Origin of the sequence: Caballeronia sp. Lep1P3 (genome assembly GCF_022879595.1) — a bacterium.
Taxonomy (GTDB): domain Bacteria; phylum Pseudomonadota; class Gammaproteobacteria; order Burkholderiales; family Burkholderiaceae; genus Caballeronia.
This window is the reverse complement of the sequence record NZ_CP084267.1, coordinates 700,326-715,808: the sequence shown is the minus strand read 5'-3', so window position 1 is coordinate 715,808 and position 15,483 is coordinate 700,326. Positions and strand designations below refer to the sequence as shown.

The window sequence follows — 15,483 nt, the reverse complement described above, 5'->3', positions numbered from 1 at the left end:
GACGTCCCTGAATTGTCAGCGAACGCAACGATACGCGCGCGAAGTACTCCCGATGCTTTGCGCCGTTCTTGCGTGAGCGCACTGCTTAGCGTCACTTCAGCTTCAACGCGAGGCGAATGCAGCCGAGCTTCGGAGGCCGCTGACGCGGCGAATGGATGTCCTCATTGGAACGCTGTTCCGGTGGGATCCCGGCCGCGAGGCCGACCGTCGTCAGTCACTTTCGGAGGCACTCCCTTGCGCCCGCCCCAAGCCCGCCCAGAGCCCGTAGCCGCCAGTGCGGCCGGGTCCGCTGTCCGTCCGTCGACGCACGCTCGTCCGCGCATCTCGATCGCGCGCGCGGGCCTGCCGCGGACGCTTCTCTGCCTGTCGCACTTGCGCTGGAACTTCGTCTATCAACGGCCGCAGCACTTGCTGTCGCGCATTGCAAAGCATGCGGAAGTGCTCTTCTTCGAAGAGCCGCGCCGCACGGATCAGGCCGATGCGTGGCTCGACGTTCGGACTACGGACGAAGGCATACGCGTGATGACGCCGTGCCTGCCCGCCGGGCTTACGCGCGAGCAGGAAGAACACGCGCAGCGCGCACTGCTCGACGCCTATCTCGCAGGCTCGCAGACGTGGGACCTCGGCCTTTGGTACTACTCGCCGATGACGCTTTCCTTCACGGATCATCTCGATGCCAGGCTCATCGTCTACGACTGCATGGACGAGCTGTCGGCATTCAAGAACGCGCCGCCGCAACTCGCCGAAAGGGAAGCGCGCCTCATGCGCAAGGCCGACGTCGTATTCACGGGCGGTCAAAGCCTCTATGAATCGAAACGGCGTTTTCATCATAACGTCCACGCGTTTCCGAGCAGCGTCGATATCGGACACTTCGAAAAAGCCTGCAAGCCGTTGCCCGAACCTTCGGATCAGGCGGAGTTACCCGGACCGCGTCTTGGCTTCTACGGCGTGCTGGACGAGCGTTTCGACGCCGCGCTCATCGGCGCGCTCGCCGCAGCGAGACCCGACTGGCAATTCATCATGCTCGGGCCGGTTGCGAAGATTCGTCCCGCCGATCTGCCGCAGGCGCAAAACATCCACTATCTCGGCCAGAAAGCGTATGAGGACCTTCCGCGTTATCTCGCCGGCTGGGACGTGGCGCTGATGCCCTTCGCGATCAACGAGGCCACGCGTTACATCAGTCCGACGAAGACGCCGGAATATCTTGCCGCAGGACGTCCCGTCGTGTCGACGCCCATCGCCGATGTCGTGTCGCGTTATGGCGATAGCGGCGTCGTTCACATTGCAAACGATGCGGGCAGCTTCGAGCGGGCCATCGAAACGGCGCTTGCCGATGCCGCCGACCGCGCGGCATTCATGGACCGCGTCAAGTCGGTACTCGCGGGCATGTCGTGGGACAACACGTGCGCGGCAATGTTGGCCGAGGTGGAAAAATGCGTATCGTAGACACGACGACAGAGACGGCGAACGCCTCGTCCAACTCGGGCCTGAGCGGGCGCGCAACGGTATCGGATGCGGCGCGGCAGGAGCGCAGAGGCTTCGACTATCTCATCGTCGGCGCGGGTTTTGCCGGAAGCGTGATGGCCGAGCGGCTCGCGGCGCAATACGGTCAGCGCGTGCTGCTCGTCGACCGGCGTTCGCATATTGCCGGCAATGCCTACGATGAGTACAACGCGGACGGCATTCTGATTCATCGCTATGGGCCGCACATCTTTCACACGAACGCGCAGCGCGTCGTGGATTATCTGTCGCGATTCACGGCGTGGCGTCCCTACAGACATCGCGTATTGGCTTCGGTCGACGGCATGCTCGTGCCGGTTCCAATCAACCTGACGACGCTCAACCGGCTCTATTCGCTCGACCTTTCGCCGGAAGAGGCCGAGGCCTTTCTCGCGGCGCGCGCCGAACCGATTGCGAACGTGAGGACGTCCGAAGACGTGGTGGTCGGCAAAGTCGGGCGCGAGCTGTACGAGAAGTTCTTTCGTGGCTACACGCGCAAGCAATGGGGCATGGACCCCTCGGAACTCGACCGCTCGGTGACATCGCGCGTGCCCGTGCGGACCACGGCGGAAGACGGCTACTTCAACGATGAATTTCAGTGCATGCCGCTAGAAGGCTATACGCGCATGTTCGAGAAGATGCTGGCGCATCCGAATATCAAGGTCATGCTCAATACGGACTTCAAGGAAATTCGCGCCGAAGTGAGTTTTCGCAAGCTGATCTATACGGGACCCATAGACGAATATTTCGATCACTGCCTTGGGAAGCTGCCGTATCGCTCTCTCGCGTTTCGTCATGAGACGCTTGATCAAGAGCGTTTTCAGTCGCTCGCTGTGGTGAACTATCCATCGGAAGACGTGCGTCATACGCGCATCACCGAATACAAGTATCTGACGGGGCAGCAGCACGCGAAGACGAGCATCACCTATGAATATCCAAGCGATGAAGGTGACCCGTACTATCCGATTCCCCGGCCGGCGAATGCCGAGCTGTTCAAGCGTTATGAGGCGCTTGCCGAAGCGCATCCGGAAGTGACGTTTGCGGGAAGGCTCGGCAGTTACCGCTACTACAACATGGATCAGGTCGTCGCTCAGGCACTGAGTCTCGTCGAACGTATTGCAGAAAGAGAAGCGCTCAAGCAAAGCGCCTGAAAATCTCTCTCTAAAAGCGATGCGTCGATGTCAGTCGACGCATTCGTCTCCTAACGATTCTTCTATCCTCCGCAAAGGTATTTTTTACCCGCTAAATATGCGGTTTATCTTCTTGCGGATAAACCCTGAGAACTATTACACTTGCGCCGCGATGGATTTTCCGGGTAGTTCCATCGCAGTAGAGTGAAATCGGCATTCCTTACCGAGGGCGATCGAACGTTGCCTTTGAACGGCTTCATGCACCGAGCATCACTGTTGGCCCGGTGCCGGTTCTTTACCGCGGAGCGATAAAGAACCTCGATCCTCCACGTAAGACCATGTCGAAGCACGAGCAGGAAATGCTCCTCTTTGTCTCCCTGCAAGGAGCAATCGGGACGCTGGCCGGATTCATCGGTTACTTCGTCGTCGGAGTCGACGACACCAACGCAATGTTTCGCTTCACCGCGTACATGCTGTGCGATGCGAGCGGCGCCGCGCTCATCGCGTATTTGCTGGGGCCGCGTTTCGGTCTGACCGGACGCCGTCTGATGCGCCTCAGTTTTCTGTTGCCCGGCGCGCTTCTCCTTGGCGGCGGCGACTCCATCCCCGTCATGGCGGCCGTCTATGGCCTGTTTCTGGGCCTCACGTGGAGCGCGCGTTACTGGCTGGAGATGAGCGTCCTCACCGACGCTGAACGCGACGGCTATGCATCGCGCTCGGGCGCGCTCGCGGTCGCGGGCGGAATCGTCGCGACGCTGGTTGCCACGCTCTGTCTCGCGAAGACAGGAAACAGCAGTCACGCGCTCTACATGGTGTACGGCGTGGTGTGCGTGGTCGCCGGTCTCGCGCTCGGCCGCCATGTTTCCGAAGCGCCGATGGTTCCCGCCACCAATCCGCTCGCGGTCATCGCTCAGCCGGAATTCAGGGCTTGCCTGCCGCTCTTCTTCGTCGAGTCTGGGCTGCTCGGCGTCGGAGGCGCGGTCGGGTCGGTCGGGGCGGCGCTGTCCATCGGATCGGCGAGCGATCTCGGCTGGGTATCGACGGTGGCGGGTCTCGCGGGCGCGGCGGCGCTCTTCATGACGCGCAAGAGCCGGGGCGTGCATAACCGCTCGGGCTGGCTCGGCTGGTCGTGCATGGCCGTCGCGGTGTCGTTCGTGCTGCTCGGGTTCGCCGCGTGGCTGCCCGCGCTGTTCGTCGCGCACTCGATTCTGAGAGCCGCCGCCGGCCCGTTCCTCAATGCGAGCGAACACGTCCTCAATCAGCGCGCACTCGATATTCGCGGCGAACTCGCGGACCGCATCGTGGCGCGCGACCTCGTCATGCTCGTCATGCGCATGGGGTCGTTACTGGCCTTCTGGTGGCTGTCGAGCGCGATGTCGGCCACGCATCTGCTCGAACTCGGGTCCGCTGTGCTGGCATTGGGCGCGGCAGGCGAATACGCCGTCGGGCAAACCTGGTTCGCGGCGGACGCGCGCGGCCGGGCGAGGGGCGCGCTGGACGGCTCGCTGAACTGAACCGAGCGGCGCACGCCGCGTTATTGCGCGATGGTCGCGATGCGCGGCGCCACGCGGTAACGGTTCCTGCCTTCGCGCTTGGCCTCGTACATCGCGCTGTCGGCGGCGGCGAGGAGCGCATCGGGCGTCGTGAGCGCCGATGCGTCGCAAATCACGACGCCCACGCTCGTCGCGATCGTCACTTCGTGTCCCGACAGATCGAACGGACTGTTCAACGCGCTGCAGATGGCCTCGGCCATGCGGGCGGCGGTTGCTTCGTCCGCCACGCCGTGACTGACGATCACGAACTCGTCACCCGCAAGACGGCTCGTGAAGTCGCTATGCCGCACGGTCTGCGCGAGGCGAAGGCCGACGAGCCGCAAAAGCTCGTCGCCGGCTTCGTGGCCGTATGCGTCGTTGACCGGCTTGAAGCCGTCGAGATCGAGAAAGAATAAAGCGAGCGCCTGACGCGCCGCGTTATCGGCCGCCACGTTGTGCTGAAGATGCAGGAGCAACGCGCGCCGGTTGGGCAGCCCGGTGAGCGGGTCGCGCATCGCCTGCGCCCTCAGCTTGCGCTCGGCCTGCCTGCGCGAAGTGACGTCCTGCGCCATCATGTAGAAGCCGATCACCTCGCGTCCGCGCACATCCGGCACGAGCGAAACGCTCCATGTGCGGCGATCCGGCCCGTGGTCTTCCACGTCGTCGTGTTGCAGACGCTCGCCCGCGAGCGCGCGCTGAAACGAAGGCGCGAGCGTCCGATACATCTCGGGCGGCATGACGGAGGCGATTTCCTTTCCGCGCATCGACATGACGTCGCGCCCGAGCAGCCGCCGATAACCGTCGTTGTTGAACTGATAGCGCAGTTCCCGATCGACGTAGGCAATCAGCACCGGCAGGCTGTCGGTGGCCTTCTGTATCGCTTCGCGGCTCTCGATGATCTCCGCTTCCACGCGCTTGCGCTCGCTCACGTCCGTGATGAACGCGAAAAGCGTCTCGCCGTTCGCGGTCGCCGCGGTCGAAATGCGCAATTCCGCCGGAAAACTTTCGCCCGAACGCCGCAGCGCTTTCACTTCGGTGGGCTTCGAAAGAATCACGCCCGCTCTCGTTTGAAGGAAACGGCGCATGCCCGCATCGTGCGCGTCGCGCCATGCCGGGGGGATGATCGTCTCGGCCATCGGCAGCCCGAGCACCTCGTGCCGCGCCCAGCCGAACATATGCTCCGCCGCGTCGTTCCATTCGGTGATGTTGCCGTCGGTGTCTATCGCGACATACGCGTCCTGCGCGTTGTCGATCACCGTCTGAAGATGCTGGTTCTGCGCGCGCAGCGTCGCTTCGACCGTCTCGCGCCGTGCGACCTCGCCGCGCAACTGCATGTTCGTCGCGCGCAATTCGGCCGTGCGCTTTCCCACCTGCTCCTCGAGTGCCGCGCGATGCTCGCGCTGCAGGCGCTCGTTCTCCTTGCGCGCCTGAATGTCCTCGATGGCCGCGATGTAGTGCAGCGGATCGCCGTTGGCTCGCCGCACGAGCGCCACGTGCAACTGCACCCAGAAATGCGAACCGTCGCGGCGCACATAGCGCTTTTCCATCGCGTAGGTCGTGCTGCGTCCCGCGAGCAACTGACGCAGATGGTGCAGGTCCGTGTCCAGATCCTCGACGAAGGTGATCTGCTGGAAAGTCAGCGCCAATAGCTCGTCGGCGCTGTAGCCGACCATCTCGCACAGCCGCGCGTTCACTTCGATGAAGCGCCCGTCCAGTCCGACGATGGCGGCGCCCGTCGGCGTCTGCTCGAAGATCGTGCGAAAGCGCGTCTCCGAAAGCAGGATGGCCTGCGTGTCCGCGTGATGCAGCACGCGCGCGAAGTGGTTGGTTTCGCGCGACATCAGTTCGCGCTCGACGATGGCGGCAAGGTCGCGCATGGCGGCGCGCTCATCGGCGGACAGCGTGCGCGGCACGGTGTCGATGGCGCAGAGCGTGCCGATCGCGTAGCCGTCGACCGAGCGCAGCGGCACGCCCGCGTAAAAACGCACCGACATCGGACCGGTGACGATCGGGTTGTCGAAGAAACGCGGATCCTCGCGCGCGTCGGTGACGACGAGCATGCCGTCCACGTTCAGCGCGTGCGCGCAGAACGACACGTCGCGCGAGGTCTCGCAGGCTTCGATGCCGAGCCGCGACTTGAACCATTGCCGATGTTCGTCCACGAGTGAAACGAGGGCGATCGGCACGTCGAGCAGACGCGCGAGCACGCGCGTCACGCGGTCGAACGCTTCTTCGGGAGGCGTATCCAGGATATGCAGCCTGTGCAGCACGCGCAGGCGTTCGGTCTCGTCGGCGGGAAGGGGAGCGACTTGCATGGATGGCGGTTCTAGCGCATGAACGCGGACATGACGGTCCATTTTAACGGCACCCGGCGCGCGAGCCTTGCGCCCACGCGCCGATGTGCAGGGCAGCGCGGGAACGCTGCATAATGCGCCGACCATTCAGACCAACGTTGGAGAAGCCGATGCACCTGTCCGAACAGAACGTACTCGTAACCGGCGGCGCGCGCGGGCTGGGCGCTGCGATCACCGAAGCGCTCGCACGCGAGGGCGCGAGCGTCGTCATCAACTATCGACGAAGCGAAGCGCAGGCGAAGGCGCTTGTCGAGCGGCTCGGGCCGCGCGTCGTCGCGGTGCAGGCCGATGTCACCGATGCGGCCTCCGTTGCGCGTCTTTTCGAGGAAGCGCGCGCGAAGAGCGGGCGGCCGGTGCATGCCGTGGTGAACAACGCGCTCGCCGATTTCAGCTTCGATGGCGACGCGCGCCCGAAGATCGGCGACATCGAGTGGGTGCGCTTCCAGCAGCAGATCGACGGCGCGCTCAAGGGCGCGCTCAACGTCATCCAGGCCGCGTTGCCGGACATGCGCGCGGCGCGCTTCGGCCGCGTCGTTAATGTCGGGACCAATCTCTTCCAGAATCCCGTCGTGCCGTATCACGACTACACGGCGGCGAAAGCGGCGCTCCTCGCGCTCACGAGAACGGCATCGAACGATCTCGGACCCGATGGCATCACGGTGAACATGGTGTCGGGCGGCCTGCTGCGCACGACCGACGCGAGCCAGGCGACGCCCGAGGCCGTGTTCGACATGGTCGCGGGCTTCACGCCGCTTCGCCGCGTCACCACGCCCGCCGAATTCGCCGACGCCGTGCTCTTCTTTCTGTCGCCGTGGGCGCGCGCGGTGACGGGACAAAACCTGATTGTCGACGGGGGACTCGTCAAGGGTTAGAAAACGCCCGGGTCCCATAAGACATCCTACAACCGGGGGTTCCAAAAACCGGCTGTTTTCTGCTAAAGGGGCCGCGCAAGGCCGCGTCACCAAGGGAAACTACTTAGTTGAAATCGAAACGACGATGATGGATAGTATGTCATCGTATGACTCAACTATCGCAGGGTTGCGCCCGGTACACGCCGGCAAGCGTCCTCAGCCCGCGTAAAGGAACCCCATGAAGAAAATCGCCCTCAGCGGCGCAGGAGGACAGCTCGGCTCTGTCGTCCGCGCTGCGTTCGTCGCGCGCGGCACGCCCTTGCGTTCGGCGGCAGGCTCCAAGGCGCTCACGCCGCTCGTCGAAGGCGAAGACGTGATGCACGGAGACCTGCGCGATCCGGCCGTCGTGGACCGTCTGCTGCAAGGCGTCGACGTGCTGATCCACTTCGCCGGCACGAGCGTCGAGCGTCCGCTGCCGGAAATCATCGAGAACAATCTGCGCGGCCTCGTCGAAGTGTACGAAGGCGCGCGCCGCAACGGCGTGAAGCGCATCGTCTTCGCGAGCTCGAATCACGCGATCGGCATGTATCCCGTCACCGAGCGCCTGAGCCTCGACTGCGAACTTCGTCCAGACGGCTTCTACGGCCTGAGCAAGGTGTGGGGCGAATCGGTCGCGCGCATGTACTGGGACAAGCACGGCATCGAGAGCGTGTGCGTTCGCATCGGCAGCTGCCTCGAGCGCCCGACGGAGCCGCGGCATCTGAGCACCTGGTTCGGCCATCGCGATCTGCTGCATTTTCTCGACCGCTGCATCGACGCTGACGATGTCGGCTTCCTGACGATCTGGGGCGTATCCGCGAACACGCGAAGCTGGTGGGACAACAGCGGCGCGGCGCGTCTCGGTTATCAGCCGACGCAGAACGCCGAGGACTACGCCGCCGACATCCTCGCGCGCCCGAATCCGCTCGACGCGCTCGGTCAACGCTTCCAGGGCGGCAGCTTCGTCGGCATCGACTATTCGCGTACCGACGGCGGCACCGACACACACACCCACACCGACGCAAACGGCCGTTCCGCTTCGGCGCCGGCGCAGTCCTGACGAATCCGGTTCAGGAGGAGACTCACATGAAAATCAAAGGCATTCGCTGGTGGATGGTCAGCCTCGTCGCGGCTGGCCTCATCATCAACTATCTGGCGCGCAATACGCTCTCCGTCGCCGCGCCGAGTTTGATGAAGGATCTCAACATCACGACCGAGCAATATGCTCATGTGGTGGTCGCGTGGCAGCTTTGCTATGCGTTCATGCAGCCGGTGGCGGGGTTCGTGCTCGACACCATCGGCACCAAGCTGGGCTTCGTGGCGTTCGCGCTCGCCTGGTCGCTCGCGTGCGCGGCCGCGGCCTGGTCGACCGGCTGGCGCAGCCTCGCGTTCTTTCGCGGTCTGCTCGGCGTGGCGGAGGCGGCCGGCATTCCCGCCGGCGTGAAGGCGACGAGCGAATGGTTCCCCGCGAAGGAACGCTCGGTCGCGATCGGCTGGTTCAACATCGGCTCGTCAATCGGTGCGCTGCTCGCGCCGCCGCTCGTCGTGTGGGCGCTCCTGCATGGGCAGTGGCAACTGGCGTTCGTGATGGTGGGCGTGGCGGGCGTCGTATGGTGCGTGCTGTGGATGGCGTTTTATCAGCATCCGCGCAAGCAGAAGATGCTGGGCGACGCCGAGCGCGACTACATTCTGAGCGGCCAGGAAGCGATTCACAGCGATGCAACGGGCGGCGAGAAGCGCAGCCGTTTCGCGATGCTGCGCAGCCGCGACTTCTGGGCGATCGGCATTCCGCGCATTCTGTCCGAACCGGCGTGGCAGACGTTCAACGCGTGGATTCCGCTCTACATGATGACCGAGCGGCACATGAATCTGAAGGAAGTGGCGCTGTACGCGTGGATGCCGTTCCTTGCGGCGGATATCGGCTGCGTGCTCGGCGGTTATCTCAGCCCGATCTTCCACAAGTACGCGAACGTTTCGCTCTTCACGTCGCGCAAGCTGGTGTTCGTGGTGGGCGCGTTGTGCATGGTCGGCCCGGCGTGCGTGGGTCTCGTCGCGAGTCCTTATGCGGCGGTGGCGCTGCTGTGCGTCGGCGGCTTCGCGCACCAGACGCTGTCGGGCGCGCTCTATGCGATCACGTCCGACATGTTCGGCAAGAACGAAGTCGCGACCGCGACGGGCATGGGCGGCATGGCCGGCTATCTCGGCGCAGCGGCGTTCACCGCGCTCTTCGGCGTGCTCGTGACGAAGATCGGCTATAGCCCGCTGTTCGTGGTGCTCGCGGTGTTCGACATCATCGCGGCGGGCGTGGTCTGCCTGCTCGCACGGCGCGCCGATCAGCCGGCCGGCGGCAAGTGGGTTCCCAGCGGCGCTGCCGCGAAGTAGGCGGTTTTCCGTTTACGGTTCTCGCTCCCGAGCGATACATCGCAAAGCTGCCGTCGTCGCCCGCGGGCGCGACGGCAGCTTCGCTTCATCTTCATGCTCATGCCGCCGTTGCTTCAGCTCGCGCGCGGCTCTTCTTCCAGGGTCTCGCTGTACAACTGCGCGACCTTTCCACTCGCGATGCCTTGCCCGAGCTTCTGCAAGTCGAGCGACGTGTCTTTCGCGAGCAACACGTAGGCGAGCCGGTTCGCGCGCCACGTCACCGTCTTCATTTCGCCGACCTGTTGCGTGTGCACGGCGGCATCGCCCTTGCCGTCTTCGATCACGCAAAGCGCGACAGGATCGCCCCGTTCGGGCAGATACACCATCTGGATCAGCGGCCGGTCGTGGTAGTTCAACCGCTGCACGCGCTTGAACTTGAGGCCCGCCTGCCGCAAGTCGGGCACGTTCACGGGCATGCCGTCGCGCTGATGGATGTCCGAGAGAACCTGCTCCGTACTCACCTTGTCCTCGCGAATGTTCGCCACGGTGTCGCGTCCATACAGCACCTGATAATCCGCGACACTGCGCACCCACGGATCGACGCCGGGCTTCAGCGGATTCACGCCGCCGAGATAGCCGGTCAGCACGCCCGAGCAGATCGCCCCGGCGACGAAGGCGGCCGCCGCCCATTGCATCGGAAACCGCCGGCTCGCGCGCTCGGGGCGGCGCTTTTGCGCGGTCGTCACGCTGACGAGTTCCTCGATGCGCCGCGTGAGGCTTTCCGGCACCGGCGGCACCGGCCGGCGCTCGTAGGCGGCGCGATACGGAAGCACCGACGCCTGCAACGCGGCCGCGCGGCCCGCGAGGTCGTCGGAATGCGCGATGGCCGCCTCGACTTCCGCGCGCTGCTCGGGCGGAAGTTCCCCGTCGACATAAGCCATCAGTAAGGTGTCGTCAACATTGATCATATGGATTCCCCTTTTTCTCCCTTCTGTATTTTCTGCGCCGCCGGAGCCTGCACGCCGAACTGCTGACCAATGGTGAGCCGCGCCCGCGACAGACGGCTCATCACCGTGCCGATGGGGACGTCCAGCACATCGGCGGCTTCGCGATAGCTCAGGCCTTCGATTGCCACCAGCACCATCACCACGCGCTGCGCTTCGGGCAGCGCTTCCACCGCGTTGAACACCTGCCGATGCATCAGATCCACTTCCGGGTTATGCCCGGACGGGTCCGCGAACGCCTCGATTTCCTCGTCCTGCCAGTCCATGCTGCCCCGGCTGCGAATCGAACGGGCGCGCAGTTCGTTCATCCACGTCGAATGGACGATGGAGAAGAGCCAACTGAGCGTCGATGTACCCGGTTGCAACTGATTGCGCCGCTCGAGCGCCCGCACGCAGGCGCGCTGAACGAGGTCTTCGGCGTCGTGCTGGTTCTGCGTGAGACGCAGCGCGAAGCGCCAGAGCCGTGGCAGCAAGCTCGGCAGAACGGCTGGCAAGTCGTCGTCGTTCATCGGAACTGCTCCTGGAGTCGGCGCGCTCATGACTGATAACACCCGAGCGGCCGCCTTATTCCACGTATTTTTCGATTTTTTTTGCGGAATAAGCCGTCGAGTCCGGCTGTTTTCGGGTCACTGCTCGCGCAACGAAGCGCACTCGAAGAACCGAATCGGAGACAGATCATGGAGACCCTCCTCGACCACGCCCGCCACGCTGGCAGAACGGTCGTGCTGGGCGCGTGCATCCGCCGCGCGCATGCATCAAGCATAGACGGTTACGTCGCGACGCTGAAGGCGATTTGCGCCACCGTGCCGCACAAGAGCGGACAGTTCGACGATTGAGCGAACGCGGCGCATTCAGCGAGGCGTAAGCCATCAGTGAACATTAGGCATCCGAAGTAATACATAAGAAGCATCAACCGACTTTCGCGCTCATCGACGCGAATTCACCCGTGCCGTAAGACGCACATCATTATCTGGAGACTGACATGGCGGCAGATATTTTCGTCAAGCTGGGCGACATCAAGGGCGAATCGCAGGATGCGGTTCATAAGGAAGAGATGGAAATCCTGAGCTGGTCGTGGGGCTGCTCGCAGACCGGCACCACGCACACCGGCACGGGCGGCGGAACGGGGACCGCCGCGGTGCAGGATCTTTCGTTCAGCAAGTATCTCGACAAGAGTTCGCCGACCATCGTGCAGTCGTGCTGTCAGGGCACGCACCTTAACGAAGTCGTCGTCACCATGCGCAAGGCGGGCGGCAAGGAGCCGGTCGAATACATGAAGGTCACGCTCAACGAGGTGCTGATCAGCGGCTACTCCGTCGGCATGAGCGGCGGCGATCAGGCCCAGGAAAGCATCACGCTCAACTTCGCGAAGTTCAAGATCGAATATCAGCCGCAGGACAACAACGGCGCGAAGAAGGGCGGCGTCGTGACGGGCAAGTGGAACATCCCGGAAAACAAGGCTGAATGACCGGCCTGCGTTTGCATCGGGCCTCGCGTAACCCTCAACGCCTCGGGACACCAACATGAATCGTGCCGACATCGCCGAGTGGCTGACCGACATCGCGCCGGAGACGCCTGCCGGCGACGACGAGGAATACAGCGCCGATTTTCGCGCGCTCGAAGAAGCGGTGGCGGGCAAGCCCGATGCGCAGTACGGCGGCGTCGTGATCGCGGCGACGCCGCCGGACTGGGCGCTCGCGCAATCGCTCGCGGCGTCGCTCTTTTCCCGCACGCGGGACTTGCGCGTCGCGGTGCATTACACGCAGGCGAGCGCAGCACGCGAGGGCTTTCCCGGCCTCGCGCGGGGGCTTGCGCTCATCGACGGTCTGATCGACGTGCAATGGGCGAGCGTGCATCCGCAACTCGACGATGCCGACGGCGATCCGACCGCGCGCGTCAACGCACTCACGGCGCTCATCGACGGTGCGGGGCTCGCTATCGCGTTGCGCGACATGCCGTTCGTCGCGCCGCGCGGTCATCGTGCGTTTGCATTGCGCGATATCGAAGTGCTGGCGGGAGATTTGCCGCTCGCGGAAGGCGCGGAGATGCCGAGCCTCGCGACCATCGATGCCGCGATTGCGGTCGTCGGCGAAGAGTCGGCGCAAGCGACACGCGATGCGCTTGCGTCGGCGAAGTCGTCGCTCGCGCGAATCGAAGCGTTGCTGACCGAACGCGTCGGCCCGGCGCGTGCCATCGACTTCGGCGCGCTGGCAAGGCCGCTTGCGCGCATCGACGAGTTCGTCGCGGCCCGCATGGGTGCGCGTGGCCCGCAAGCGATGCAGTGGGGCAGCGCGAAGGAGACCAGCAGCACCGAAGAGGGCGGCCCTTCCGGATCGGCGGCGCGTGACGCGGCCATGCCCGGAATCGCAATGGCCCCGCGCATCGCGAGTGCGAGCGATGTGATCGACACGCTCGACGCGCTCTGCGCCTACTACGCGCAACACGAACCATCGAGCCCGCTGCCGGTGCTGCTGCAGCGCGCGCGTCGGCTCGTCGGCAAGAGTTTCCTCGAAATCATCGAGGACATCGCGCCCGATGGCGCGCATCAGTTCAGGCATCTGGGCGGCGTCGAATAGCGGGATCATGCGTGAATCATGAAGCGTAACAATCTGAATTAGTTAGACATCCAAAAGGAGATTGACGATGGCTAAGGAAAGCAGTCAGAAGTTCATCGCGCGCAATCGTGCGCCGCGCGTGCAGATCGAATACGACGTCGAAGTCTACGGCTCGGAAAAGAAGGTGAACCTGCCGTTCGTGATGGGCGTGCTCGCCGATCTCTCGGGCCAGCCGGCGGAGCCGCTTGCGAGCGTCGCCGAGCGCAAGTTCCTCGAAATAGACGTGGACAACTTCGACGAGCGTCTCAAGTCGGTCAAGCCGCGCGTCGCGGTTCAGGTGCCGAACACGCTGACGGGCGAAGGCAACGTGGCCATCGACCTCACGTTCGAGTCGATGGACGACTTCACGCCGGCCGCCATCGCGCGCAAGGTGGAACCGCTGCGCCAGTTGCTCGAAGCGCGCACGCAACTCGCCAACCTGCTCACGTACATGGACGGCAAAACGGGTGCCGAAGCGCTCATCGCGCGCCTGCTGGAAGAACCCGCGCTGATGCGCGCGCTGTCCGCCGCGCCGCGCACCGACACGTCCGACACCGAAGCGCCCAACCACGGAGCATGACGCGATGAACGATCTCAGCATTCACCAGCAAGCCGCCACCGACGCCGCATTCGCGCTGCCCGCGCCCGAAGTCAGCGACTTCTCCGCGCTTCTGCAAAAGGAATTCAAGCCGAAGTCCGACCGTGCGCGCGAAGCCGTCGAAAACGCGGTCCGCACGCTCGCGGAACGGGCGTTGCGCGATACGCACGTCATTTCCGGCGATGTCCTCGCGACCGTCGAGGCGCTCATCGCGCAGATCGATCAGGCGCTGACCGCGCAGATCAATCTGATCCTGCATAGCGAGCCGTTCCAGAAGGTCGAAAGCGCGTGGCGCGGCCTGCATTACCTCGTCAATAACACGGAGACCGACGAATCGCTCAAGATCCGCGTGCTGAACATCTCGAAGCCCGAGCTGCACAAGACGCTCAAGAAGTATCGCGGGGTCGCGTGGGATCAAAGCCCGCTCTTCAAGAAGCTCTATGAGGAAGAGTACGGCCAGTTCGGCGGCGAGCCGTATGGCGCGCTCGTCGCGGATTACTACTTCGATCACAGCGGCCCGGATGTCGATCTGCTCACGCAGATGGCGAAGATCGCGGCGGCCTCGCACGCGCCGTTCATCGCGGGAGCGGACCCGGCCGCGCTTTTGATGGAGTCGTGGCAGGAACTCGCGAATCCGCGCGACCTGACGAAGATTTTCCAGACGCCCGAGCATGCGGCATGGCGGTCGCTCCGCGATTCGGAGGACTCGCGCTATATCGGCCTTGCGATGCCGCGCTTTCTCGCGCGCGCACCGTATGGGGCGAAGACGGACCCGGTCGAAGCTTTCGACTTCGAGGAAGACACGGCCGGCGCGAACAGCAGCCGCTATGTGTGGGCGAACGCATCGTATGCGATGGCGGCGAACATCACGCGCTCGTTCAAGACCTTCGGCTGGTGTTCGCGCATTCGCGGCGTGGAATCGGGCGGTGCGGTCGAAGGGCTGCCGGTGCATGCGTTCCCCACGGACGACGGCGGCGTCGACATGAAATGCCCGACCGAGATCGCGATCAGCGACCGGCGCGAAGCGGAACTGGCGAAGAGCGGTTTCATGCCGCTCGTACACAAGAAGAACTCGGACTTCGCCGCGTTCATCGGTGCGCAATCGCTGCACAAGCCCGCCGAGTACGAAGACGCCGACGCCACCGCGAACGCCAATCTCGCCGCGCGCCTGCCGTACCTCTTCGCGTGTTCGCGCTTCGCGCACTACCTGAAGTGCATCGCGCGCGACAAGGTCGGTTCGTTCAAGGAGCGCGACGACATGGAGCGCTGGCTGCAGAACTGGATTCTGCAATACGTCGATGGCGACCCCGCGCATTCGTCCGACGACACGAAGGCGCGCAAGCCGCTCGCGGATGCGCAGGTCGTCGTCGAGGAAGTGGAGGGCAATCCGGGCTACTACACCTCGAAGTTCTTCCTGCGTCCGCATTACCAGCTCGAAGGTCTGACCGTGTCGCTGCGGCTCGTCTCCAAGCTGCCGACCGCGAAGAGCGCATGACATCGCCCATCTGCCGACAGGAGCA

Annotated in this window: 14 protein-coding genes; 11 read left to right on the top strand and 3 right to left on the bottom strand. The window is 64.1% G+C overall.

The genetic code is table 11. The annotated features are described in order from the left end of the window. Positions 1 to 321 precede the first annotated feature (321 nt). From LDZ27_RS23830 to LDZ27_RS23820, 3 genes are all read left to right on the top strand, one after another. Complete coding sequence (locus LDZ27_RS23830; RefSeq protein WP_244818029.1) at positions 322 to 1,446, top strand: glycosyltransferase family 1 protein; 1,125 nt, start codon at positions 322 to 324, stop codon at positions 1,444 to 1,446. A gap of 134 nt (positions 1,447 to 1,580) precedes the next feature. Then, positions 1,581 to 2,651, top strand: coding sequence for a UDP-galactopyranose mutase (glf, locus tag LDZ27_RS23825; RefSeq protein WP_244818028.1), 1,071 nt, complete (start codon positions 1,581 to 1,583; stop codon positions 2,649 to 2,651). Positions 2,652 to 2,968: 317 nt separating this feature from the next. Continuing rightward, positions 2,969 to 4,144, top strand: a complete 1,176-nt coding sequence (locus tag LDZ27_RS23820) for a hypothetical protein (protein ID WP_244817570.1) — start codon at positions 2,969 to 2,971, stop codon at positions 4,142 to 4,144. 20 nt (positions 4,145 to 4,164) lie between these two features. Here the strand turns inward: LDZ27_RS23820 and LDZ27_RS23815 are convergent, their stop codons facing one another. Continuing rightward, positions 4,165 to 6,477, bottom strand: a complete 2,313-nt coding sequence (locus tag LDZ27_RS23815; RefSeq protein WP_244817569.1) for a PAS domain S-box protein — start codon at positions 6,475 to 6,477, stop codon at positions 4,165 to 4,167. Positions 6,478 to 6,626: 149 nt separating this feature from the next. On the opposite strand from LDZ27_RS23815, the gene LDZ27_RS23810 reads away from it, so the two are divergent. The 3 genes from LDZ27_RS23810 to LDZ27_RS23800 all read left to right on the top strand — a co-directional run bounded on the left by LDZ27_RS23810 (position 6,627) and on the right by LDZ27_RS23800 (position 9,788). Beyond that, positions 6,627 to 7,388: a 3-oxoacyl-ACP reductase gene (locus LDZ27_RS23810; protein ID WP_244817568.1), complete on the top strand. Its 762-nt coding sequence runs from the start codon at positions 6,627 to 6,629 to the stop codon at positions 7,386 to 7,388. A 217-nt stretch (positions 7,389 to 7,605) separates the two neighbouring features. Further along, positions 7,606 to 8,466, top strand: coding sequence for an NAD(P)-dependent oxidoreductase (locus LDZ27_RS23805; RefSeq protein ID WP_244817567.1), 861 nt, complete (start codon positions 7,606 to 7,608; stop codon positions 8,464 to 8,466). A gap of 26 nt (positions 8,467 to 8,492) precedes the next feature. Further along, positions 8,493 to 9,788, top strand: a complete 1,296-nt coding sequence (locus LDZ27_RS23800) for an MFS transporter (protein WP_244817566.1) — start codon at positions 8,493 to 8,495, stop codon at positions 9,786 to 9,788. Positions 9,789 to 9,901: 113 nt separating this feature from the next. On the opposite strand, the gene LDZ27_RS23795 is transcribed toward LDZ27_RS23800, so the two are convergent. Together LDZ27_RS23795 and LDZ27_RS23790 are read right to left on the bottom strand one after the other, a co-directional pair. Further along, entirely contained in the window at positions 9,902 to 10,735 is an 834-nt protein-coding gene (locus LDZ27_RS23795) for an anti-sigma factor (protein WP_244817565.1), read from the bottom strand. Next, the gene (locus LDZ27_RS23790; protein ID WP_244817564.1) at positions 10,732 to 11,280 is read right to left on the bottom strand and encodes an RNA polymerase sigma factor; all 549 of its coding nucleotides are present in this window, start codon (positions 11,278 to 11,280) and stop codon (positions 10,732 to 10,734) included. The genes LDZ27_RS23795 and LDZ27_RS23790 overlap by 4 nt, the downstream gene beginning before the upstream one ends. A gap of 168 nt (positions 11,281 to 11,448) precedes the next feature. On the opposite strand from LDZ27_RS23790, the gene LDZ27_RS23785 reads away from it, so the two are divergent. From LDZ27_RS23785 to tssC, 5 genes are all read left to right on the top strand, one after another. Next, complete coding sequence (locus tag LDZ27_RS23785; RefSeq protein ID WP_244817563.1) at positions 11,449 to 11,607, top strand: hypothetical protein; 159 nt, start codon at positions 11,449 to 11,451, stop codon at positions 11,605 to 11,607. Between the two features lie 146 nt (positions 11,608 to 11,753). After that, complete coding sequence (locus tag LDZ27_RS23780) at positions 11,754 to 12,239, top strand: type VI secretion system tube protein Hcp (protein ID WP_244817562.1); 486 nt, start codon at positions 11,754 to 11,756, stop codon at positions 12,237 to 12,239. A gap of 55 nt (positions 12,240 to 12,294) precedes the next feature. Further along, the gene (tssA, locus tag LDZ27_RS23775) at positions 12,295 to 13,347 is read left to right on the top strand and encodes a type VI secretion system protein TssA (RefSeq protein ID WP_244817561.1); all 1,053 of its coding nucleotides are present in this window, start codon (positions 12,295 to 12,297) and stop codon (positions 13,345 to 13,347) included. Positions 13,348 to 13,414: 67 nt separating this feature from the next. Continuing rightward, on the top strand, positions 13,415 to 13,945 hold the full coding sequence (gene tssB / locus LDZ27_RS23770; protein WP_244817560.1) for a type VI secretion system contractile sheath small subunit: 531 nt from the start codon (positions 13,415 to 13,417) through the stop codon (positions 13,943 to 13,945). A 4-nt stretch (positions 13,946 to 13,949) separates the two neighbouring features. Next, positions 13,950 to 15,458, top strand: coding sequence for a type VI secretion system contractile sheath large subunit (gene tssC / locus LDZ27_RS23765; RefSeq protein WP_244817559.1), 1,509 nt, complete (start codon positions 13,950 to 13,952; stop codon positions 15,456 to 15,458). The last annotated feature ends 25 nt before the right edge of the window (positions 15,459 to 15,483 follow it).